Raw genomic sequence first — 22,104 nt, 5'->3', positions numbered from 1 at the left:
TTACAAGGTTTAGAAATTAGCGTTAAATCCGATGGAGAACATCCGGTTGAGCGGATAGCCCGAACCGTCTGATGAGCCTTTTTCCGGATCCCACAGCTTGAAGGGACTGAACTGTAAGAGGTTGCTGCCTGCGGCATAGAATCTCACGCTCTTGATAAAGCTCTTTTGCAACAGTGATTTCGGTAAGGTGTATCCGATTTCCACGCTCTTCAGGCGGAGGAACGAAGCGTCCCGCAGCCACCAGGTGGATGCCTGACTGTTGTTGGAAGCACCGGCTCCGCCACTACCCATGCTGAGACGCGGATAGGTGACATTGGCATTTTGTTCGGGCGTATTGTCTGACATCCATACGTTGCCGTACAGGTCTTCATTGAGAGAAGCACGTTCCATGTTGCTTGATGAGAACGGTGAGCGGATGGAAGAACCTCCCAGGAAGAAACTGGTGCGTGCCACTCCTTGGAAGAAGATGTTGAAGTCCCAGTTCTTGTATTGCGCCGTGCCGCCGAAACCGTAGGTGATTTCCGGCAGGTTGGTATAACCGACTGCCACCTGGTCTTGGCTGTCGATTTTGCCGTCACCGTTGATGTCCTGGTATTTGATGTCACCTACACGGTATTCGCCAAAGGTTTGAACAGGACTGTTGTCGATTTCTTCCTGGCTTTCAAACAGGCCGAGCGCTACTAAGGCAAACGGTTGCATAGAACCGCCGCTGCCGAAAGGCTTCCCGATGCGGTTCTGGTATTTGTATTCCCAGTCGGGTTCGTCGTTGTTCAGCAGTTCGTTTCTGTTGAAGGTGAAGTTCCCTCGTGCGGTCAACATTAAGTCTTTGTTTACCTGGTGGGAATATTCCACGGTGGCATCAAAACCTTGATTCAAGGTCTCTCCGATGTTTACATAGGGAATGGTGGAAATACCTACGATGGCAGGCAGTCCGGCACGTTGCAGGAAGATGCCGCTGCGTTCTTCACGGAAGTAGTCGGCCTGTACACGTACCTTGTTGAATAACGAAAACTCAATACCTGCGTTTATTTTCAATGCTTCTTCCCATGAGGCATTCAGGTTTTTGACTTCGCCGACACGGATACCGCCGCCGCCATTTTGTCCGTTGTTACCGTAATTCCAACTGCCGCCGCCTACGATGGACGATTCATATACCCATCTTCTTTGTCCGCCTATATCGTCGTTACCTACTTTACCATAGGATGCTTTCAATTTCAGCATGTCGATAACCTTGGTTACCGGCTGGAACCATTTTTCGTTTGACATCATCCAGCCGATGGCTACGGCGGGGAAGAAGCCGAAACGGTGTCCTCGGGCAAAATTCTCGGAACCGTTGTAACCCAAATTGACTTCTGCGAAATAGGTATCTTTGAATGCATAGGTTACACGGCCTGCCAGACCCTGATTCTTGTATGGCAGTGCGGCGTCACCGCTGCCGGCCTGGGTATTGGTATGAATTTTCTGGTTATACAGAAACAGGGCTCCCACGCGGTGGACGTCATTGAACACCCGGTTGTAGGTCAAAGAGCCTTCCAGATAGCGGGTCATCGTACCAGCACGTCCGATACCGAAATTCAAACTTCCATTTCCTGTGCGCACCGGATCCCAGATACCGTCGCCGTTGTTGTCGTCATAAATCAGACTGCCGTCTTCTGCACGGCCGCGTGCATGATAAAAACTTTCTTCCTTGCTACGGCGTTGGATAGTTGTGTTCCATGCGTCCCAGGAGAATTTGATGTTTGCGCTCAGACCTTTTAACGGCTCCCAAAGTGCACCGATGTCTTGGGTTACGCCGATAAGTGATTGGGCTGAGTTCCAGAATTGCTCACGATATCCTGAGTGCACCAGCATGTTCCAGGGGTTATAACCGGAGTCTGAGGAGGGGCCTGCCAAGGTGCCGTCGGAATATTGTGTCGGGAAGGCGTTGGGAGAAGTCATAAATGTGTATCCCCAAATCTCACCATCGCTGTCTGCATGTCCCGGTCCGAATGATTTCTCATAGATGTTGGCCAGATTGAAATTCACGATGGTGCTTTTGGTAAGGTTCAAATCGACGTTTGCTCTGAAGTTGAATTTGTTGTAGCGGATGGACGGGTTGTATCCGTAAATATTGCCTGCATTCTTGTAAATCGAACTTTCATTATAGAAAGCACCGGATACGTAATACTTGACAATGTCGCTACCGCCTGTGATATTCAGATTGACACGCTGGTTGGCTGCCATATCATCGAACAGGGCATCGAACCAATTGACATTGGGATAGAGATCGGGATCGGCATTCGTCCTGTATTTTTCGATGTCTTCGGGCGAATAGTATTGGCTGCTGTAGGCTTCGTTATATAATTCGGCCCATTCTGCAGAACCTAACATTTTCGGCCGTTTGGTCGGCTGGGTGAAACCGAACTCTGTGCGTACATTGACTTGCGGTTTTCCGACAGCTCCCTTTTTGGTCGTGATAAGGATTACACCGTTGGCGCCTCGTACACCATATACAGCCGATGCGGAGGCGTCTTTCAGAATGGAGAAGGAAGCGATGTCTTCTGTATCGACCAAATCCAAATCGCGTTCGATGCCGTCGACTAATACAAGAGGTGTGGAGGTTCCTTTGAAAGAAGATACGCCTCGGATATAGAAGTCTGCCGCACTGTTTTTACCCGGTTCACCGGAACGGCTCATGGCAACAATACCTGAGAGTTGGCCGGCCAATGCACTCGAAATGGACGAGCCGGGAACGGTCAGTTTGGTAACGTCCAATGTAGAGATGGCGCCGACGACGCTTTCTTTCTTTTGGCTTCCATAACCTACTACGACTACTTCTTCAAGGACTTCGGTGTCCGGTTGTAGTACAATATCAATCGTCTGTTGTCCTGTTATGGCTACTTCTTGTTTCTTATAGCCGATGTAAGAGAATTCCAATACTCCGCCTATCCCTTCTACGGTAATGGAGTATTTACCGTTGACGTCCGTGACCGTTCCTGTTGTACTGTTCTTTAAATAAACAGTAGCACCAATGGCCGGTTCTTTGGTGTCTCCGGTGAGAATGGTTCCTGTAATTGTCTGCTTTTGCTGTTGCAGAATTGTTGTGACTGTTTCGCTTGTACCTGTTCCGTTTTCAGGAAGTGCGAAAAGTGTACTTGGAGATAATAGCAATGATAGGACAATGCATTTTATGCACTGCTCTTTTCTGCAAAAAAATAGATTCATTTGCACATTGTTGATTTGTAAGGTTTAACTATAGGTAATTTAAAGTCGATGAACCATTTTTAATCTGATTAAAACGATTCCATTTCATACTGCGGATGATTTAAGGTGCTCTTTTCATGTTGATATTCTTGATATTGGTGATTAAATACGCTGCAATATTCCGAAAAATATTTTAATTAAACAAATAATCTGAAAGAAAAAAAATAAAAATAGTGGTATTTGTTAAAATTATCCGGTGATTTCTTAAGGTATGGCGGGGTATTTAATGAAAAAAGAGGCTGCCCTAAGACAGCCTCTTTTACTTATTTGATTTCGATCTCTTCCTTCATATCTATCTCTTCACCGTGAGGATCGTAGAAGATATATTGTAGAAACGCGAGTTTCTGATCGGGAATCACTTTGATACCTAATCCGTATTTCATTTGCCATTTACGCTTCATGGACACAAGGCCTTGATTGACGTAAGCGGCTACATACGGGTGGATGTGCAACGAGAATTTCTTTACCTTCAGTTTGTTGGTCAGATAATCAATCTTGTTCTCTAAAGTATCGGTAAATAGGATAGACGATTTTATTTTACCTTTACCGAAACAGGTCGGACAGGTTTCTGTCGTATCGACGTCCATGGCGGGGCGCACGCGCTGGCGGGTAATCTGCATCAGTCCGAATTTGCTAAGCGGAAGGATGTTGTGACGTGCGCGGTCTTTCTGCATGTTCTGACACATGCGTTCGTAAAGCTTCTGCCGGTTCTCGGCTTCGTTCATGTCGATGAAGTCTACGACGATAATGCCTCCCATGTCGCGCAGGCGTAGCTGGCGGGCCAGTTCATCGGCCGCACCTAAATTTACCTCCAGTGCATTGGCTTCCTGGCCGTTGGCATTCTTTGTGCGGTTGCCGCTGTTCACGTCTACTACGTGGAGGGCTTCTGTATGTTCTATGATCAGATATGCGCCGCTTTTATAAGAGATGGTTTTACCAAAGGATGCCTTAATCTGTTTGGTAATGGCAAAGTTGTCGTAGATGGGGAGCTGGCCTTTGTACAGTTTCACAATTCCTGCCCGTTCGGGGGCTATAAGGGTTACGTAGTCCTTGATTTCGTGATAGACAGCCTCGTTGTTCACGTGGATGCTTTCGAAGGAAGGATTGAACAAGTCGCGCAACAGACCTACGGCACGACTGGTTTCTTCGTAAATTAGTGTCGGAAATTTGGTGGCTTTCTGTACTTTGACGATAGCTTCTTCCCAATGTTTCAGTAATACTTTAAGCTCTCCGTCCAGCTCGGCTACACGTTTACCTTCGGCTACGGTACGTACAATGATACCGAAGTTTTTGGGCTTAATGCTCATCAGCAGTTGCTTGAGACGTGCGCGTTCTTCGCTCGACTTTATTTTTTGGGATACGGATACCTTGTCGTTAAAAGGTATCAATACGAGGTAACGTCCGGCAAAGGATAGTTCGGAGGTTAGTCGCGGCCCTTTGGTTGATATGGGCTCCTTGACAATTTGCACCACGACTTCTTGTCCTACCTTGAGTGTATTGGCAATGGTGCCTTCTTTTTCAAGGTCGGGAAGTAAGGCCGATTTGGTGATGGGGTTGAGTTTCTTCCGGTCGCTTAAAGTTTGCTTTACGTATTTCTCTAAAGAATTGAATTGAGGACCCAGGTCCTGATAATGAAGGAAAGCGTCTTTCTCGTAACCTACGTCCACGAAGCAGGCATTCAGGCCGGGCATCAATTTTCTGACACGGCCCAAATATATGTTGCCCACGGAGAAGGAAATACTGCGTCCTTCGCTTTGAAGCTCTACCAGCTGCTTGTCTTCAAGCAAGGCGATAGACACTTCTTTGGGCTGTACATCTACAACGAGTTCGCTTGTCACAATAATAATGCTTTTAAAGTTTACAATATACAAAACTTCAGGTAGGAAGGATTGTTTTTCTCATTCTGACCTGTGTTTGTATGATCTCATGTTCATTTAAACAAAGAACAAACTCGCGAGACATTTGTTTCGCAAGTTTGTCCTTTATTTTGTCGTCAGACTAAAAATTACTTTTTGCTTTTATGTCTGTTTTTTCTTAGTCTTTTTTTACGCTTGTGCGTAGACATTTTATGTCTTTTTTTCTTCTTTCCGCTTGGCATAGCTTCAAATTTTACGAGTTAATACTATTATTATTTCTTCACTGTTAATGTGAATGTCTTGGCAGGCTTAAATGCCGGAATGTTGTGCTCGGGGATGATGATCGTGGTGTTTTTAGAGATGTTGCGAGCTGTTTTCTGTGCTCTTTTCTTTACAATAAAACTTCCGAATCCGCGAAGGTAGACATTCTCATCCTTGGCTAAAGATTCTTTAACGGCATCCATAAAAGCCTCGACTGTTTTAAGTACAGTCGTCTTGTCAATCCCAGTGTTTCTGGTGATTTCGTTTACAATATCAGCTTTAGTCATTTTTTCTTAAAAAATATTAATACTAATGTTTACTTAAATTTTTGGGCTACAAATATATAGCTTTTCCTTGTCTCTAAAAAATATATTTCGGACATTTTTTTAAAAAAGTATTGGAATTAAGTTTTCTTGTGCGGAAAAGCGTTACATTTGTCGGCCGCCGTTCTCCCTTTTCTATGGTTTTAATGGGACAAAAGGGTGCGTTGCGGTGGAAAAAAGACCGTTTTAAGTGCAAAGAATGACTGTTTTTTCAAGAGTATTGTTGGATTGGTATGCCGAGCATCGGCGTGAACTTCCTTGGCGTGAAACCAAAGACCCATATCGCATCTGGATTTCAGAGATTATCCTGCAACAGACCCGGGTGGTTCAAGGCTATGAATATTTTCTGCGATTTGTAGAGCGTTTCCCCGATCTTGTCGCTTTGGCTGAAGCGGATGAGGACGAAGTTATGAAATACTGGCAGGGCTTGGGATATTATTCGCGTGCACGAAATTTGCATGCTGCTGCCCGTAGTATGAATGGAGTTTTTCCCCGCACTTACGAAGGAGTCCGTGCACTTAAAGGAGTAGGTGACTATACAGCTGCGGCTATCTGTTCCATCGCTTACGATATGCCTTATGCTGTGGTGGATGGTAATGTGTACAGGGTGCTTTCCCGATATTTTGGAGTGGAGGTTCCGATTGACTCTGTTCAGGGAAAGAAATTGTTTGCTTCATTGGCGCAGGAAATGCTGGATGAAAAGCATGTGGCGCTTTATAACCAGGCCATTATGGATTTTGGAGCCATACAGTGTACTCCTCAATCGCCTTCCTGTATGTTTTGTCCGTTGGCGGATAGTTGCTCAGCGTTGGCAACGGGTAAAGTAGCCCTGCTGCCTATCAAACAATATCGTACAAAGACGACGGATCGCTATTTCACCTATATATATATATGTGTCGGCGGACAGATGCTTCTCCGCAAAAGAACAGGCAATGACATCTGGCGCAATTTGTACGAACTGCCATTGATAGAAACTGATCGTCAAATGACCGTAGAAGAGTTGCTGCTCGCATCAGAATTGAAAGAGCTTGGAACCGATGTGGAACCTATTGTACGTCCGTTGCAGATAGGAGTCAAACATGTTCTGTCTCATCAGATTATTCATGCGGATTTTTATGAGATGATTTTCCCTGCTGACATTCAAGGCTTCTCGGATTATATACGGATTGGGCAAAGGGAGTGGACACGCTATGCTGTGCCTCGGCTCATCCATCAGTTCTTGGAAAAATATGCGTAAAAGTTGTGCAGATATTTGCACGGTTACATTATTCTGTCTATTTTTGGCAATCAATTTTAAAAGAAAAAAAGTTATGTCAGTCAATAAAGTTATTTTGATCGGGAATGTAGGGAAAGATCCAGAAGTGAGATACTTGGATAGTGGGGTAGCTGTGGCTACTTTTTCTTTGGCTACGTCTGACAGGGCGTACACCTTGGCTAATGGAACTCAAGTTCCTGAACGGACAGAATGGCATAATATCGTTTTATGGCGGGGATTGGCTGAAACGGCTGAAAAATACGTGCACAAAGGTGACAAACTTTATTTGGAAGGGAAAATCCGTACACGCTCGTATGATGACCAGGCTGGCGTGAAACGCTATGTGACCGAGATTTTTGTGGACAGTATGGAGATGCTTTCCCCCAAGACAGCCGGAACAGCTCCTCAAGCGGCTGCTCAGCCGAGTAGTGGACAACAGCAAAGTATGCAACCGCAGGCTGCACCTGCACAAGATAATGGAGCGGATGATTTGCCGTTCTGAGTGTTTAACTAAAAATTATTTCTTTGGATCCAGACGCTTATTTAGGCCAGTTGGCAGATGTGTTTAATGGAATAACTGTACATACACCTACTGTGCCATCCATTGTGGCCATTGTTTTGGCTGGTCTTCTTTTATTTGTATCAGGATTTGCTTCGGCTTCCGAGATTGCTTTCTTTTCGCTTTCTCCGGCCGATTTGAATACGATTGCTGAACACAAGCATCCATCTGATTCTAAAATCAGTGATTTATTGTCAGATAGCGAACGTTTGCTCGCTACGATATTGATTACGAACAATTTTGTGAACGTGACCATTATCATGCTTTGCAATTTCTTTTTCATGAATGTTTTCGAGTTTCATTCACCCATTGCAGAGTTTCTGATTTTAACCGTCATATTAACTTTCTTGCTTTTACTGTTTGGCGAGATTATGCCCAAAATATATTCGGCTCAGAAGACATTGTCCTTTTGTCGGTTTGCAGCTTCGGGCATTTCTGTGTTTCGTTCGGTGTTCTATCCGATGGAATCGTTGCTGATGCGTTCCTTTTCTTTTTTGAACAGACATGTTTCGCATAAAAATCATAATATATCGGTCGATGAATTGTCTCATGCATTGGAATTGACGGATAAAACGGAACTATCTGAAGAAAGTAACATTCTGGAAGGAATTATTCGTTTTGGCGGAGAAACGGCTAAAGAAGTGATGACTTCAAGATTGGATGTTGTAGATTTGGATATCCGAACTCCTTTTAAAGATGTTCTGAGATGTATTATAGAAAATGCTTATTCGCGCATACCGGTTTATGCCGAGACGCGTGATAACATTAAGGGAATACTCTATATAAAAGATTTGTTGCCCCATTTGAACAAAGGGGATAATTTTCGTTGGCAATCCCTTATTCGGCCTGCTTATTTTGTTCCAGAAACAAAAATGATTGATGACTTGCTTCGTGACTTCCAAGCCAATAAGATACATATTGCTATTGTAGTAGATGAATTTGGTGGGACATCGGGTATTGTGACAATGGAAGACATCATAGAAGAAATTGTGGGTGAGATACATGATGAATATGACGATGAAGAGCGGACATATATCGTGCTCAATAATCATACTTGGATATTTGAAGCCAAGACCTTACTGGCCGATTTTTATAGAATAACAAAGACTGACGAGGCTGATTTTGAAGAAGTTGCAGGCGATGCGGATACAGTGGCAGGATTATTGCTTGAGTTGAAAGGAGAGTTCCCTGTTTTACATGAACGCGTTTCTTATAAGAATTATGAATTTGAAGTACTTGAGATAGATAGCCGTCGTATTTTAAAAGTAAAATTTACAGTGAAAGAGCCAAAGGCTATAGAGATTAAGGAGGATAAGTAGTGGCTTTGTTTCTACAACATCAGGAGGTGAATCAACATTGGGCTGTATGGAAGTTGGAAGAAACATTGGAAGAACTGCTGTCCTTGCTGCCTAATAGTGGAAAATACAAGCAAGAGGTTGAAAAATTTTCTTCTGCCCATCGGCGTTTGGAATGGTGCGCTGTGCGTGTCTTACTCTATACGATGCTTGGAGTGGAAAAAGAAATTCGGTATCAAGAGAATGGGAAACCTTATTTGGCTGATAAATCGTTTTCTTTAAGCATTTCCCATACCAAAGGGTATGTGGCTGTTATTTTAGGTGGTATAAATAAAGAAGTAGGCATTGATATAGAACAGTATGCAGAACGTGTGCGTAAAGTAGCTCATAAGTTTGTCCGTGATGATGAATTACCTGGAACTTATGAAGGTACTGATACGTGGGGACTGCTTTTACATTGGTCGGCTAAAGAGGCGGTTTATAAATGTCTGAATATTGATAGTGTGGATTTTCGTGAGCATTTATACATTTGTCCGTTTGTTGTTTGTTCTGAAGGAGTATTCGAAGTTGTTGAATGTCGAACAGCTGAATGTTGCCATTTCTTTGTACATTATCGTTTGTTCACAGATTTTGTCTTAACTTATATTTGTTAGTCTTTGGACGGTCATTAGTTGGCAGATATAAAATAACGTGAGTTCGATATAAGAATATCCCTTTTTTACCAGCTATCTTGTCTATGAAAGCTCCTAAATCACTTTGGAAATAATCCGGGAGGGGCTCAAAATAGTCCTGTCAACAAAATCGCCTGATTATCAATGGATATTGTTGACAGGACTGAGTCTTTGGTAAACATTTCCGTGAAAAAATAAAAAATACCTTGTCTTTAAAGGCAGCCTATTTTTTATTGTATTTCATAAAGTTTGTACAGCTCCTGTCACCGTCGACGTAACTTGCTGATAATGAAGCGATATTGTTGACAGGACTAAAAATGTTTTTTTTGCGATGATAATTATTGCTTTCAATCTTTGTTTCCCATTATAAAAACCGTTACTTACATCCGTCGTCCCTTGGCCTGCCTTTATTTCCCCCGATGCCGATCCCGAACAGGCCGTCCGTCGTCTCACCTCCTGAATCCACCGCTACCGTTCGCCCGATGCCGAACTGACGCGGGGTCCGGCCCATCATGGAATACTTGGATGAACCCTGACACAGTGCTTCGTCACCCTCTGATGATGTGCTTCGTTCCCTCCTCATACAGCACTGCATGACACCTTCATGCAGCACTGCGTCGGGACTTCAGGAAGTGCTGCGTGGGCGGAGTAAGGGAATAGAAATTTCATTGCCGATTTATTGTCCACTATCGCAGCCTGTTGTTGCTTTGAAAAGAAACCCGCCATTGAAGTGAATTGATTTTATATCGAATTCACGTTAATATAGAAATTAGGCCTTAAATGAAAAGAAAAACATTAAAATAAAGGAGATTATCACAGAAAATCTCTACTTTTATAACTGGATTGACACAACTCTTTCCAAAACATAGAAAAAAGAAGAAACGTTATGTTTATCTTGTAGGTGAAAACGTAGGAAATTTTCAGACTGATGCAAGAGATAGCATAGTGGTTCTCACGTATATATCATGGGCTGCTTATTGTTACATCTGCATCAAAGGTTTCCTACGACCTTCATTTAGACGTGGCATAGTTGGCTCACGTTTTCTGTAATTATATCCCCCTTTGAGCCAGCAGGGTATGAACGTATGAAATAAAAAGTTGCATCCGGGATGCAATGTTTTTACAGTTTCGGTATTTAATATATAGTGAACAATTAAAATGGATAAAAATGAAAAAAAACATTCTTAGAATGCTACTCATGACATTCCTTACGATGGCAGGGTTAGCAGCGTGCAGTGACGATGATGGGGAAAATTTGACAAGTATTGCCAAAACCGAATGGTATGGCAGCCATGTTGTCACAACGACCACCAATGAGGGTGTGGAAAAAACATATACGGCAATTCTTGGATTTATATTTTCCGAAGATGGAACAAGTTGTATTGTTGAAACGGGAATCGAAACGCTTATCTCAACTAACCGAGTGACCAAATATGTAAATTACTCCCCCTTGACACATTCTGTAACCTTAACCGAATCATCCAATTCGTCCATGACAGAATATCTTGGCGTGATTGATGATGAGTCTATGCTGGTGCAACATTGTGTGAACGGTAAACTATCGAATGAAGTCATCAAACTATTCAAAAAAAGTAAAAGAAGATTTTGATAAACTCCTATCGGAAATAGATGTAGAGATTGCTAAAATCGACCTCTACGGCAATGATATTATCGAAATCTCTCTTCAATGGTATATCGGTTACGGGATATTATCACTGATTTAAGAAATGAATTACAAACCTACAGTTTCCCCACGCAAGAGAATGAAATACGCTTTTTCAAAGTTCAAAAACCGGAACTATTAAGACGGCTTCTCTATTTCCACAAAATGTGTCGTATAGAAAAGCAATGTCCTAATGGGAGTAACGAAGTTATCAGAAAGCATCTTATCGCAGAACTGGATAACCTTACTTATTTCTTTAATCGGAATTTGGATTTTTACCAATATTATCGCTCCCATTCGACCATGTATGATAAATAACGTAAGTTCGATATAAGAATTAATATATTGAACTCACGTTAAAATAAATGTCCGTTCGAAATCGCTTCGCCCGGACATTATTTCATAAACTTTGGCAGAAGTTTACTTGTTTGCTTTCTTTGAAGCAGTTTGGATGAATAAAATGAAAGGACAGAAAAGCCCGGTTCATTAGACTCACCGCTTTTTCCTCGAAAGCAATGATAAAAGATGTGCATGGCAGGTCTTCTGACTCGTTTCTGTTATCAGCGGCCTTCCCGGAAAGATTCCAGTGGCAGATGGTGTGTGCTGATAACGATTATGTGAAACTCACAGCAGCGGGACTGTCCGGGATTTGCACCCGATTCCCTTTTAATCACCTTTTCCGCTTATTGTGGGAAATAGGCGAACCAATGCGGGGCAAAGGTAAGAGTTTTTTTTGAATCGAATAGTCGTATAGAGAAATAATTTGAATAGTTTACGATTATCTCTCTTTTGTCTACTCTCAACTGGCATGTCGCAGAACCGGATGTCACGCATCACGTTCGACAAATCGAGAAAGTACAGCCTATCGGCAAATAAGGGTTGTTTTTGTACTTGCCGCTTGCATATCAGCGCAGGGAGTGCTACCTTTGCGGAGTTATGTCAGAACCAACAATATGAAATTATTCAAGAAGTATATTTCTCCGGGTTCATGGTTTTCCATGGAATATCCGGTCGTATGGAGCGAATTCGAAGACAGCGAAGGGTCGTTTCTGTTCTACAATCCCGATGAATGGACGGGTAATTTCCGCATTTCGGCTTATCGAGGCAACGCCGGTTACGGGCGTGAGTCCGTACAGCAGGAGCTGAAGGAGAACTCTTCGGCCGTATTGGTGCGTGTGGGTGCACTGGAATGTGCCTACAGTAAGGAAATGTTCGAAGAAGACGGCGAATACTATACGTCGCACATCTGGATTGCGGGTGTGGACGATATTGCTTTCGAATGCTCGTTCACCGTAAGCAAGGGCGAACCGATGGCCGAGGCCGAACAGGTGATTGCTTCCCTGAAAGTGCGCAAGCTGGGCGTGAAGTATCCTGCCGAGCTTATTCCTGTCCGCCTTTCTGAAATCTGTCAGATAAACGAAGCCTACGAGTGGGTGGAGAAGACGGTAAAAGACTTGCTGAAGAAAGATTTCCAAGGAGTGGAAGAAGACGTGGAAAGCATGCAGCAGGTGGTAGACCGTGGTGTGATAGGCCCTAAGAAGAAAGACCAGTGGCTGGCGTTGGGCATCATGCTCTGCGTCATTATGGCCAACGAAATGGACGGGCTGGAGTGGCGTACACTGATTGATGGCAACCGCGAAGCCCCCGTATTGCTCAACACCATTACCGACCAATGGATAGACCCCATGAAGCTGGTGTGGAGCAAGGTAAAGTCAGGTGAGAAGGTCAACTTGGCAGAAGCTTATTGCAATGGTTGATTGATTTCCTGTTCTTTATTTCATATATTCTTAATTCCTTATTTTCCATTTATCATTGATATAAATGTCTCCTATACTGCAAGTAGAAAATCTCACCAAGTCGTTCGGAGACCTGGTTCTTTTTGAAAATATATCCTTCGGCTTAGCCGAGGGTCAACGTGTCGGACTGATAGCCAAGAATGGAAGCGGCAAGTCCACTTTGCTCAACATCCTTTCGGGAAAGGAGGGGTATGACGAGGGAAGGATTTCTTTTCGCCGAGACCTTTGTGTGGGCTATTTGGAGCAGAACCCTTCGTATCCCGGAGAACTGACTGTGCTCGAAGCCTGCTTCCACCACGGCAACACGACCGTAGATCTTATCAAGGACTACGAGCGCTGCATGGAGACCGAAGGCCACCCCGGCCTGGACGAACTGCTTGTACGTATGGAGCACGAGAAGGCATGGGATTACGAGCAGAAGGCCAAGCAAATTCTTTCGCAGCTGAAGATACGTGACTTCAATCAACAAGTGAGGCACCTTTCCGGCGGACAACTGAAACGCGTAGCGCTGGCCAATACGCTCATCACCGAGCCTGACCTCCTCATTCTCGACGAACCCACCAACCATCTGGACCTTGATATGACCGAATGGCTGGAAGAATACCTGCGTCGAACGAACCTGACGCTGCTCATGGTGACGCACGACCGCTACTTTCTTGACCGTGTCTGCTCCGAAATCATCGAGATAGATAACCGTACAATTTATTCCTATAAAGGGAATTACAGCTACTACCTGGAGAAGCGTCAGGAACGCATTGACGCCAAGACGGTGGAAGTGGAGCGAGCCAACAACCTGTACCGCACTGAGCTGGAGTGGATGCGCCGCATGCCACAGGCTCGCGGCCACAAGGCCCGCTATCGCGAGGAAGCCTTCTACGAACTGGAGAAGGTGGCTAAGCAGCGCTTTTACGACGCTAACGTGAAGCTCGACGTCAAGGCCTCCTACATCGGCAACAAGATCTTCGAGGCCGACCACCTCTGCAAGGCTTTTGGCGACCTGAAGATACTGGACGATTTTTCCTACATCTTTGCCCGCTACGAGAAGATGGGCATCGTGGGCAACAACGGGACGGGTAAGTCGACTTTTATCAAGATACTGATGGGGTTGGTGAAGCCCGACCGCGGTATGTTGGACATCGGCGAGACCGTCCGCTTCGGCTACTACTCGCAGGAAGGGCTTCAGTTCAATGAGCAGATGAAAGTCATTGACGTGGTACAGGATATTGCCGAGGTCATAGAGCTGGGTAACGGACGCCGTTTCACCGCTTCGCAGTTCCTTCAGCACTTCCTCTTCACACCAGAGGCGCAGCATAACTACGTCTGCAAGCTGAGCGGAGGAGAACGTCGCCGCCTCTACCTCTGCACGGTGCTGATGCGAAATCCCAACTTTCTCGTGCTGGATGAGCCCACTAACGACCTCGACATCGTCACCCTACAGGTGCTCGAGGAGTATCTGCAAGGCTTTAAGGGATGTGTTATCGTCGTCAGTCACGACCGTTACTTCATGGACAAGGTGGTAGACCACCTGCTGGTGTTCAATGGCGAGGGCGATATCCGCGACTTTCCGGGCAGTTACACCCAGTATCGCGAGTGGAAGGAGGCCAAGGCACGTCACGACAAAGAACTGCAGGTAGCTGCCAAGACACAGGCTACCACGAAACCCGTGCGCACCCGTTCGGACGAGAAGCGCCGCATGAGCTTCAAGGAACGCCGCGAGTTCGAGCAACTTGAGGAGGAGATTGCCGAACTCGAAGCTGAGAAAAAGGCCATCGAAGAAGCCTTGTGCAGCGGTATGCTTTCGATAGACGAGCTGACAGAGAAGTCCCGACGCCTGCCGCAGCTGACGGACTTGATAGACAAGAAGACGATGCGTTGGCTGGAACTAAGCGAAATCGAATAAGGAATCTCGGTTTGCGAAAGCTTCCCGACGGCGTAGGGACGAAATCTCTAATCTGCGCCGGTTTAGGGGTTCTTCAGCAGGAATTCATCAATGGCTTTCTTGTATGTGGCCTTATCGGCAGCACCATGCATCAGCTGTGGCTGCTCCTTCAGAGGAATGAGTGCGAAGAGGGGAATGCTTGTGGTATTGAATAGAGCGGCAAGTTCCTGTTCTTTGTCCACGTTCACCTTGTAGATGATGATTTTTCCAGCATATTCCTTGGCCAGTTCCTTCATGATGGGAGCTACCTTGCGACAGGGACCGCACCAGTCGGCGTATAGGTCGATGATGGCAGGCTTGTCTCCTTTGTATTTCCATTCCTTACTATTCTCATAATCGAACACCTTGTCGATAAACATGGTCTTGTCCATTACAATTACTTCTTGGGCATGTCCGAGAAAGGCGGTAGCTGCGAGGGCGAGGGTAAGCAATAACTTTTTCATAATAATGGGATATTGATAATTAATACTTCATTACCTTGTGTCGTTTGAGTTCACTCCACGATACTTAGCTCGTCGATAAGATGCGAGGCGCCGGCATATTTTTCGATGATGAAGAGCGTGTAGCGGATGTCCACGCAGGCAGCACGCTGCGACGAGGGGCGGAAGGCAATATCGCCCGTCAGGCCTTCGTAGTTGCGGTCGAAAGCAGTGCCGATGAGTTCGCCACGAGCATTGAACACGGGGCTGCCCGAATTCCCTCCGGTATTGTCTGTGTCCACGATGAAGCAGACGGGCATCCGTCCGTCCTCAAGGGCATAGCGACCAAAGTCTTTTGCGAGCCAGAGCTGCTTTAGCTTGTCGGGCACCGCGAACTCCCAGTTTGTCGGGTCTTCTTTCTGCATCACGCCGTCCAGCGTCGTCTGATATTCGTAGACGGCTCCGTCAGCGGGTTCATAGGAGGCCGTCTTACCGTAGGTCAGACGCAGCGTGGAGTTGGCATCGGGATAGATGGGCTGTCCGTTGGCTTGACGCAGATCCATCATACCCTTCACCCATGTCTTGTGGGCGGCATTATAGTCTCGGTTGGCATCCATCATGGCGATGGCCGTTTGCAGCAGGCCGTCAGTGATGGAGTATTTGAAGAGCACCATCCAGTCGCTGGTCAGCCGGTAGAGTTTGGGGTTGCGTATGAACTTGTCGAAGTTCTCTCGATTGCCGAAGATGGAGTACTCGAAGCAGGCATCAATGAAAGCGTCCGTATCACCTTTAAAGCGCTTGTCGATGACTTGGAAGATGCCGATGCGTTGGCCGGCAGGAATGTACCGGGCATATGTGCGCAGCATTTCCTTGCCTACGAATTTCTCCACCTCGGGATAGGGAACAGAGGCAAAATAGTGGTCGGCTGCTTGGCAGAGGCTTTCTGTGGCAGCCTGAATGGTCACTTTGTCTTTGCTCTTGAGGGCAGTGACGAGGGCGGCGGTGTTAGGAATGCGCATGAAGTCGAGCGCTGTGACCAATGCCTCCTGGATAGCCTGCTGGTGGTAGAGGGCTGGGCGTCGTTTAGACACGATGGCGCGGATGCGGTCGAATGCGGCCCGATAGGTCGTGTCGCCCAGTTCGCGCCCGCGTTGCAGCAGGGCTTCCTGTTGGGTACGCTTGGTGTCGAGCACGTGAAGGCGCACGAGGCCTTCGTTCATGCCGATAGCATTCTTCCAATAGTTGGCGCTGGAGGCATACTTGCTGGCGTAGTGGATGCGCACGGCGTCATCCTTGATCATCTGCTCCATGAGGACACGCTGGCGGGCGTCGCGCACGTGGTGGCGCATAAAGTTGGTGGTCTGCATCCGTTCCTCCACTTCGTCGGATATCATGTAGCGCCAGTTGCGACCGGGGAAACCCATGACGAAGGCAAAGTCGCCCTCCTTGTAGCCACGGAGGCTGATGTTGAGGTGTTTCTTCACACGCAAGGGCACGTTGTCCTTGCTGTACGAGGCAGGGCGTCCGTCCTTGTCAGCGTAGATACGGAACAGGGAGAAGTCGCCCGTGTGGCGGGGCCACATCCAGTTGTCCGTGTCGGCGCCGAACTTACCGATACTCGACGGCGGCGCGCCCACCATGCGGATGTCGCTGTATTCGGTTTTCACGAAGAGGTAGTAACGGTTGCCGCCGTAGAAGGCTTTCAGTTCGGCCTTGCTGCCGGTGCCCTGGGTAATGTGCTGCTCTTGGAGGAAGCGGGTACATACTTGGGTCAGGTACTTGGACGAGAGGTAGTTGGTGCCTTGCGGGTCAGGGTCTTTCGCCAGCTGCTGTTGTACGTAGTCCGTCACGTCGAGAATGCGGTCGATGAAGGTCACAGTGAGTCCCTTGCAAGGTAGCTCCTCTTGTCGGTTCATAGCCCAGAAGCCGTCTGTCAGATAGTCGTGCTCTACGCTGGAGTGCTGCTGGATGGCATTGTAGCCGCAGTGGTGATTGGTCAGTACCAAACCTTCGGCCGAGATGACCTCGCCCGTGCAACCTCCGCCGAAGTGGACTACGGCATCCTTCAGGGCGATGCCTTCGGGGTTATAGATGGAGTCGGCGGGTAACAGCAGGCCCAGTTCCTGCATGGTTGCTTCGTTCTGCCGCTTCAGATCGGTCAGCATCCACATGCCTTCGTCGGCCAGGACGGGAAGTGTCAGGGCAGCCAAAGCTGATGCAAATAACAGTCTTTTCATTATAGATAAGGGATGATTATTTTACTATTCCACGATGTTCATCTCGTTAATGAGGTGGCTGCAACCGCCCAGTTTGTCGAGGATGAAGAGCATGTAGCGGATGTCCAGCGCGATGCAGCGTTGCAGCGAATTATCAAAGCTGATGTCGCCGCTCAGCGACTCCCAGTTACCGTCGAAAGCACAGCCGATGAGACGTCCTTCACCGTCGATGACGGGCGAGCCTGAATTGCCACCGGTGATGTCGTTCGTCGTCAGGAAGCAGACGGGCATAGTACCGTCTTCCATGGCATAGCGTCCGAAGTCTTTCTTCAGGATAAGTTCCTTCAGCTTGGCCGGAACGGTAAACTCGGGGTTCTCGGGGTCTTCCTTTTCGAGTATGCCGTTGGTGGTGGTGAAGTACTTGTAGTGCACGCCGTCCTTCGGGTTGTAAGATTTCACGTTGCCGTAAGTCAGACGAATGGTGAAGTTAGCGTCGGGGTAGGAGGGGACAGACTGTTTCATTTCACCCAGTCCACGAATGTAGGCCTTGTGCAGCAGGTTGAGTTCCTGCGAGAACTTTCCTCTTTCAGTCGCAGCAGTCTTGATGGCTTCGAGTTTAGCGCGACTGTAGGCAGTAGCCATGTCATGGTCGATGGCCTTCACGCTGGGTTTCTTTAAGAATTTATCGAAATTGTCACGGCTGCCCAGGATGGAAGTGTCAAAGAGATCGTCCACGTAAGCATCATAATTGCCCTTGTACTCCTTCTCGATGGTTTGGTAGAAGACGGGCAGTTCTTCGGGTGTTAGAGCTTTGGCCAGGGCAGGCAGGATGGCTTTGGCTACGGCGCGGTCCACTTCGGGGTCGTAGTCTTTATTGTAGATGTCGTCGTACATCGTTTCCAGTTGCTTCTTGGTGGCTTGGAATAGGGAGTCATTCTTGGTTTCGATTGCCTGCTTCATCTTATCCATTAGCGCGGGCGGACAGCCGAACTCGATGGCACCGTTCAGGGCTTCGTAGATGTATTCGGTACGACGCAGTGCCGGGGTCATTTTTTCCACGAGGGCATCTATCTTGTCTACCACGCCTTCGTATTCGGGGTTGCCTTGGGCGAAGGCAGCGAAACGTTTCTCTTGTTCAGCTTTGGTCTCGAGCACGTTGTTGTCCACGATGGCCTTGTTCATGCCAATGGAGTTCTTCCAGTAGTTGCTGCTACCGGCGAACTTGGTGGCATACTGGATGCGGGTCTTGTCGCTCTGACGCATATACTTCTTCAGTACGTCGAGGTAGACGGTGCGCATGTCTATCATGGCCTGATTGATGGCAGTCATGCGCTGGCGCACTTCGCTCTGTGTGAGGTAGCGTTCGGTAGAGCCGGGGAATCCCATAATCATGGCATAGTCACCCTCGTTGAGTCCCTTCAGCGAGATGGGGAAGAACTTAGGGGTTTTCAGAGGCACGTTTTCGGTACTGTATTCAGCAGGCTCTCCATTTTTGTCGGCATAGATGCGGAACATGGAGAAGTCGCCCGTGTGGCGAGGCCACATCCAGTTATCCGTTTCGCCGCCGAACTTACCTACGCTTGAGGGTGGGGCAGCCACCATGCGCACGTCGTTATAGACTTTATAGTAGAAGAGGTAATACTTGTTTCCGGCGTAGAAGGGAAGGGCACGTACTTCAATGCCGGGCTTGCCTTTGAGGTCACTCTTCTCCAGTTCTTCCTTGGCTACTTTGTTCAGGAAGGGGACGGTCATGGCTTCGTATTCATTCACTTCACCGGCCCTAATTCTGGAATTGATCAGATCGGTGATGTCCGTGATGCGGTGCACGAAGCGGAATTTCAGGCCCGGAGTGGGCAGTTCTTCTGCACGGCTCTTGGCCCAAAAACCGTCTGTCAGGTAGTCGTGCTCCACGCTGGAGTGCTGCTGGATGGAGGAATATCCGCAGTGGTGGTTGGTCAGGATAAGGCCTTCGGGCGAGATGATTTCGCCGGTACATCCTCCACCGAAGATGCCGACGGCATCCTTCAACGATACGCCATTGGGATTGTAGAGGTCGTCGGCTTCCAGTTTCAGACCCTGTTTCTTCATCATGTCGATGGAATTCTGCTGCTTCATCAGCTGGAGCAGCCACATGCCTTCATCGGCCTGTGCCGAGAAGGTGAATGCTGCGGTTATGGCCGCAACGAGGTACTTTTTGATTTTCATGTATGTCACTTTAATTTAATGATGGTTTATACGTTGTTTCTATAAAATCTTTATTGGGGCATGGGCAGTTTACCTTCGCAGATGGCCTGCATCACATTGGCGGGTGGGCGCTGGGCCAGATATTCTTTCTTCATGAAGTCCATGTAGGGGGCCACGTGGCTGAAGAACCGGCGGTATCCGGTGCAGAGGTAGTTGAGGCCCGGCTCGCCGTCGGTTGTGCGGGCGAAGCGGTTCTTAGGGCAGTCACCGTTGCAGGCGAAGAGCCATTCGCACTCCTTGCACTGGTGGGGCAGGGAGTCGTATTTAGCCTGCCCGAAGCGCTCCTGACGTTCGCTGTACATCATTTCCACTAATGTCTGCTGATAGATGTTGCCCAACTTGTATTCGGGAAAGACAAAGTGGTCGCACGCATAGACGTCGCCGTTGAACTCCATCACGCCGGCATGGCCGCACGTCCGTGCCATGGAGCATACGCCAGGCTGTTCGCCCACCCAGTTAGCCAGCGTGGAGTCGAAGATTTGAATGTAGTATGTACCCACATCTTCCTTAACCCATAGATCGAACAGACGACAGAGGAAGCTGCCCCATTGTTCGGGGCTGACAGAGAAGTCGGTCAGCGGCATGTCACCGTTATCGGCCAGTGAGGCCAGGTAGCGTCCGTCGCTGTGAGGAAGGATGCGCTCTACTATAGGGGCAAACTGGATGTAGTGGCAGCCCAGACCCTTGAAGAAACGGTAGAACTCCTCGGGATAGTCGGCGTTGTAATCGTTGACCACCGCCATGCCGTTCCACTCCACGCCGTGCTTCTTCAGCAGATGGATGCCTTGCATTACCTTGTGGAAGGAAAGACGTCCTTCCTTGTTTTTGCGGTATTCGTCGTGAAATTCCTGCGGGCCGTCGATGGAGACACCCACCAGCCAGTTGTTCTCCTTGAAGAACTGGCACCAATCATCGGTAAGCAGTGTGCCGTTGGTCTGGATGCAGTTGTCGATGGTGCGCCCATTGGCATATTTCTTCTGCAACTCCATGGCCCGCTTATAGAACGACAAAGGGCGCATCAGTGTCTCTCCGCCGTGCCACGTGAAGAGCACCTGAGGCATGGTCTGCGAGTTGATGTATTCTTCGATGAACTTCTCCAGCAGTTCCTCGCTCATCACATGCTTAGGGCTTTCTTTGTATAGTTTGGCCTTCTCCAGGTAGTAGCAGTAGTCGCATGCCAGATTACATACGGCTCCTACGGGCTTCAGCATCACGTAGAGCGGTTTGGCAAAGGGTGCGTAGGTAGACATGTCTGTATCTCGTAGCTTTTGATTAATTTATGTGCAAAAATACGTAAAGCAAATGAAAATACGTTTTTTGCCTCTTCCTTTATAAGGAATATTAATACCTTTGTGGCGTAAAAATCCTAAATTCATTTCTTACATGGACATGAACAAGATCTGTGTTAATTGCACTATCCCTTTGATATTGATGCTTGTGCTTTTTACTTCTTGTAGCAAACGCTATAAGATAGAAGGGAAATCTTCTGTAACGAGTCTTGATGGCAAGATGTTATATTTGAAGTCTTTCCAGAAGGGTGATTGGGTAACGGTTGATTCGGCAGAAGTCATCCATGGGCGGTTTAAGATGAAAGGGCCTGCTGACAGTGTCAGGATGGTAACTCTCTATATGGGGAGTGAAGGCATGATGCCGTTGGTACTTGAAAATGGACATATCCGTGTTAGCATTGCAAATACGCAGATGGAGGCGAGTGGTACCCCTCTGAACGACAGGCTTTATGAATTTATTGATAAGCGTAATTCAATGGAGTTGGCTATTGAGGAAGTAGATCGTAAGGAAGCGCGTATGGTTCTTGACGGTGTGATGCTGGACGATGTACATGAACAGTTGAAACAGGAATCCGATTCATTGATACACGTGATGGATACGTATGTAAAAGGGTTTATTGTGGATAATTTTGAGAATATTCTGGGGCCCAGTATCTTTATGATGATGTGCAGCGTGTTACCCTATCCGATGATGACTCCTGCTATTGAGGAGATTTTGAAGGAAGCTCCCCTTTCGTTTAAGGAGCATGTGTTGGTGAAGGATTTTATATCCAAAGCCAAGGAGAACATGAAACTGATTGAAGAACAGAAACGCCTGCGTCAGAACGTGGCTTCTACGCATCCTTGAGTGTGCCATGATATGTATAAATAAGAAAAGAGAGTGATTTCTAGGGACATTCATTAAATAGCATAAAAATAGCCAACTAATTCATACACAAATTATTGCGAATTAGTTGGCTTTTTTGTATCTTTGGGTATTCCCCCGCAAATAAGGTTTAGCAGCCAAAACGGGGGAAATAACCGAACCAAGATATGGCAAAGATACACAATATTTCAGAGATTCACCCTACTTTGG

At 47.1% G+C, this 22,104-nt stretch carries 16 protein-coding genes, 1 pseudogene and 1 riboswitch; of the genes and pseudogenes, 9 read left to right on the top strand and 8 right to left on the bottom strand.

Annotation, left to right across the window (positions count from 1 at the left end; translation table 11 throughout):
• Positions 1-9: 9 nt before the first annotated feature.
• The 3 genes from Q0Z70_RS08885 to Q0Z70_RS08875 all read right to left on the bottom strand — a co-directional run bounded on the left by Q0Z70_RS08885 (position 10) and on the right by Q0Z70_RS08875 (position 5,647).
• Positions 10-3,210 carry a TonB-dependent receptor gene (locus Q0Z70_RS08885; RefSeq protein WP_298073732.1) on the bottom strand — a complete coding sequence of 1,067 codons (3,201 nt, stop codon included), beginning with the start codon at positions 3,208-3,210 and terminating at the stop codon, positions 10-12.
• 296 nt (positions 3,211-3,506) lie between these two features.
• Entirely contained in the window at positions 3,507-5,081 is a 1,575-nt protein-coding gene (locus Q0Z70_RS08880) for an Rne/Rng family ribonuclease (protein ID WP_298073731.1), read from the bottom strand.
• Positions 5,082-5,371: 290 nt separating this feature from the next.
• Complete coding sequence (locus tag Q0Z70_RS08875; protein WP_298073730.1) at positions 5,372-5,647, bottom strand: HU family DNA-binding protein; 276 nt, start codon at positions 5,645-5,647, stop codon at positions 5,372-5,374.
• Positions 5,648-5,882: 235 nt separating this feature from the next.
• On the opposite strand from Q0Z70_RS08875, the gene mutY reads away from it, so the two are divergent.
• The 4 genes from mutY to Q0Z70_RS08855 all read left to right on the top strand — a co-directional run bounded on the left by mutY (position 5,883) and on the right by Q0Z70_RS08855 (position 9,445).
• Positions 5,883-6,920, top strand: a complete 1,038-nt coding sequence (mutY, locus tag Q0Z70_RS08870; protein WP_298073729.1) for an A/G-specific adenine glycosylase — start codon at positions 5,883-5,885, stop codon at positions 6,918-6,920.
• Between the two features lie 73 nt (positions 6,921-6,993).
• The gene (locus Q0Z70_RS08865; RefSeq protein WP_298073728.1) at positions 6,994-7,440 is read left to right on the top strand and encodes a single-stranded DNA-binding protein; all 447 of its coding nucleotides are present in this window, start codon (positions 6,994-6,996) and stop codon (positions 7,438-7,440) included.
• Positions 7,441-7,463: 23 nt separating this feature from the next.
• Positions 7,464-8,816: a gliding motility-associated protein GldE gene (gene gldE / locus Q0Z70_RS08860; protein ID WP_298073727.1), complete on the top strand. Its 1,353-nt coding sequence runs from the start codon at positions 7,464-7,466 to the stop codon at positions 8,814-8,816.
• A complete protein-coding gene (locus Q0Z70_RS08855; RefSeq protein ID WP_298073726.1) occupies positions 8,816-9,445 on the top strand; it encodes a 4'-phosphopantetheinyl transferase superfamily protein in 630 nt (209 codons plus the stop codon). The genes gldE and Q0Z70_RS08855 overlap by 1 nt, the downstream gene beginning before the upstream one ends.
• Positions 9,446-9,839: 394 nt before the next feature.
• Here the strand turns inward: Q0Z70_RS08855 and Q0Z70_RS08850 are convergent, their stop codons facing one another.
• The gene (locus Q0Z70_RS08850) at positions 9,840-10,046 is read right to left on the bottom strand and encodes a hypothetical protein (protein WP_298073725.1); all 207 of its coding nucleotides are present in this window, start codon (positions 10,044-10,046) and stop codon (positions 9,840-9,842) included.
• 585 nt (positions 10,047-10,631) lie between these two features.
• Here Q0Z70_RS08850 and Q0Z70_RS08845 point away from each other — a divergent pair.
• The 4 genes and pseudogenes from Q0Z70_RS08845 to Q0Z70_RS08830 all read left to right on the top strand — a co-directional run bounded on the left by Q0Z70_RS08845 (position 10,632) and on the right by Q0Z70_RS08830 (position 14,822).
• Positions 10,632-11,072, top strand: coding sequence for a hypothetical protein (locus Q0Z70_RS08845; RefSeq protein ID WP_298073737.1), 441 nt, complete (start codon positions 10,632-10,634; stop codon positions 11,070-11,072).
• Positions 11,029-11,441 (top strand): annotated as a pseudogene (locus tag Q0Z70_RS08840) (RteC domain-containing protein); the annotation flags it as partial. The gene Q0Z70_RS08845 and the pseudogene Q0Z70_RS08840, both read left to right, overlap by 44 nt.
• 200 nt (positions 11,442-11,641) lie before the next feature.
• A riboswitch (cobalamin riboswitch) is annotated at positions 11,642-11,850 on the bottom strand.
• Positions 11,851-12,079: 229 nt separating this feature from the next.
• Entirely contained in the window at positions 12,080-12,883 is an 804-nt protein-coding gene (locus Q0Z70_RS08835; RefSeq protein ID WP_298073724.1) for a DUF3805 domain-containing protein, read from the top strand.
• Between the two features lie 64 nt (positions 12,884-12,947).
• Positions 12,948-14,822: an ABC-F family ATP-binding cassette domain-containing protein gene (locus tag Q0Z70_RS08830; RefSeq protein WP_298073723.1), complete on the top strand. Its 1,875-nt coding sequence runs from the start codon at positions 12,948-12,950 to the stop codon at positions 14,820-14,822.
• A 62-nt stretch (positions 14,823-14,884) separates the two neighbouring features.
• Here the strand turns inward: Q0Z70_RS08830 and Q0Z70_RS08825 are convergent, their stop codons facing one another.
• Genes Q0Z70_RS08825 through Q0Z70_RS08810 form a run of 4 tightly spaced genes read right to left on the bottom strand, consistent with a single transcriptional unit; the run spans position 14,885 to position 20,990 of the window.
• Entirely contained in the window at positions 14,885-15,304 is a 420-nt protein-coding gene (locus Q0Z70_RS08825; protein ID WP_298073722.1) for a thioredoxin domain-containing protein, read from the bottom strand.
• A gap of 50 nt (positions 15,305-15,354) precedes the next feature.
• On the bottom strand, positions 15,355-17,517 hold the full coding sequence (locus Q0Z70_RS08820; RefSeq protein ID WP_298073721.1) for a S46 family peptidase: 2,163 nt from the start codon (positions 17,515-17,517) through the stop codon (positions 15,355-15,357).
• Between the two features lie 24 nt (positions 17,518-17,541).
• A complete protein-coding gene (locus Q0Z70_RS08815) occupies positions 17,542-19,701 on the bottom strand; it encodes a S46 family peptidase (protein ID WP_298073720.1) in 2,160 nt (719 codons plus the stop codon).
• A gap of 50 nt (positions 19,702-19,751) precedes the next feature.
• Complete coding sequence (locus tag Q0Z70_RS08810; protein ID WP_298073719.1) at positions 19,752-20,990, bottom strand: anaerobic sulfatase-maturation protein; 1,239 nt, start codon at positions 20,988-20,990, stop codon at positions 19,752-19,754.
• Between the two features lie 139 nt (positions 20,991-21,129).
• On the opposite strand from Q0Z70_RS08810, the gene Q0Z70_RS08805 reads away from it, so the two are divergent.
• Entirely contained in the window at positions 21,130-21,876 is a 747-nt protein-coding gene (locus Q0Z70_RS08805) for a DUF4369 domain-containing protein (RefSeq protein ID WP_298073718.1), read from the top strand.
• The last annotated feature ends 228 nt before the right edge of the window (positions 21,877-22,104 follow it).

Source organism: uncultured Bacteroides sp., assembly GCF_947632445.1.
Lineage (GTDB): Bacteria > Bacteroidota > Bacteroidia > Bacteroidales > Bacteroidaceae > Bacteroides.
The sequence above is the reverse complement of the archived record's forward strand: the minus strand, read 5'-3'. Positions and strand labels throughout refer to the sequence as shown.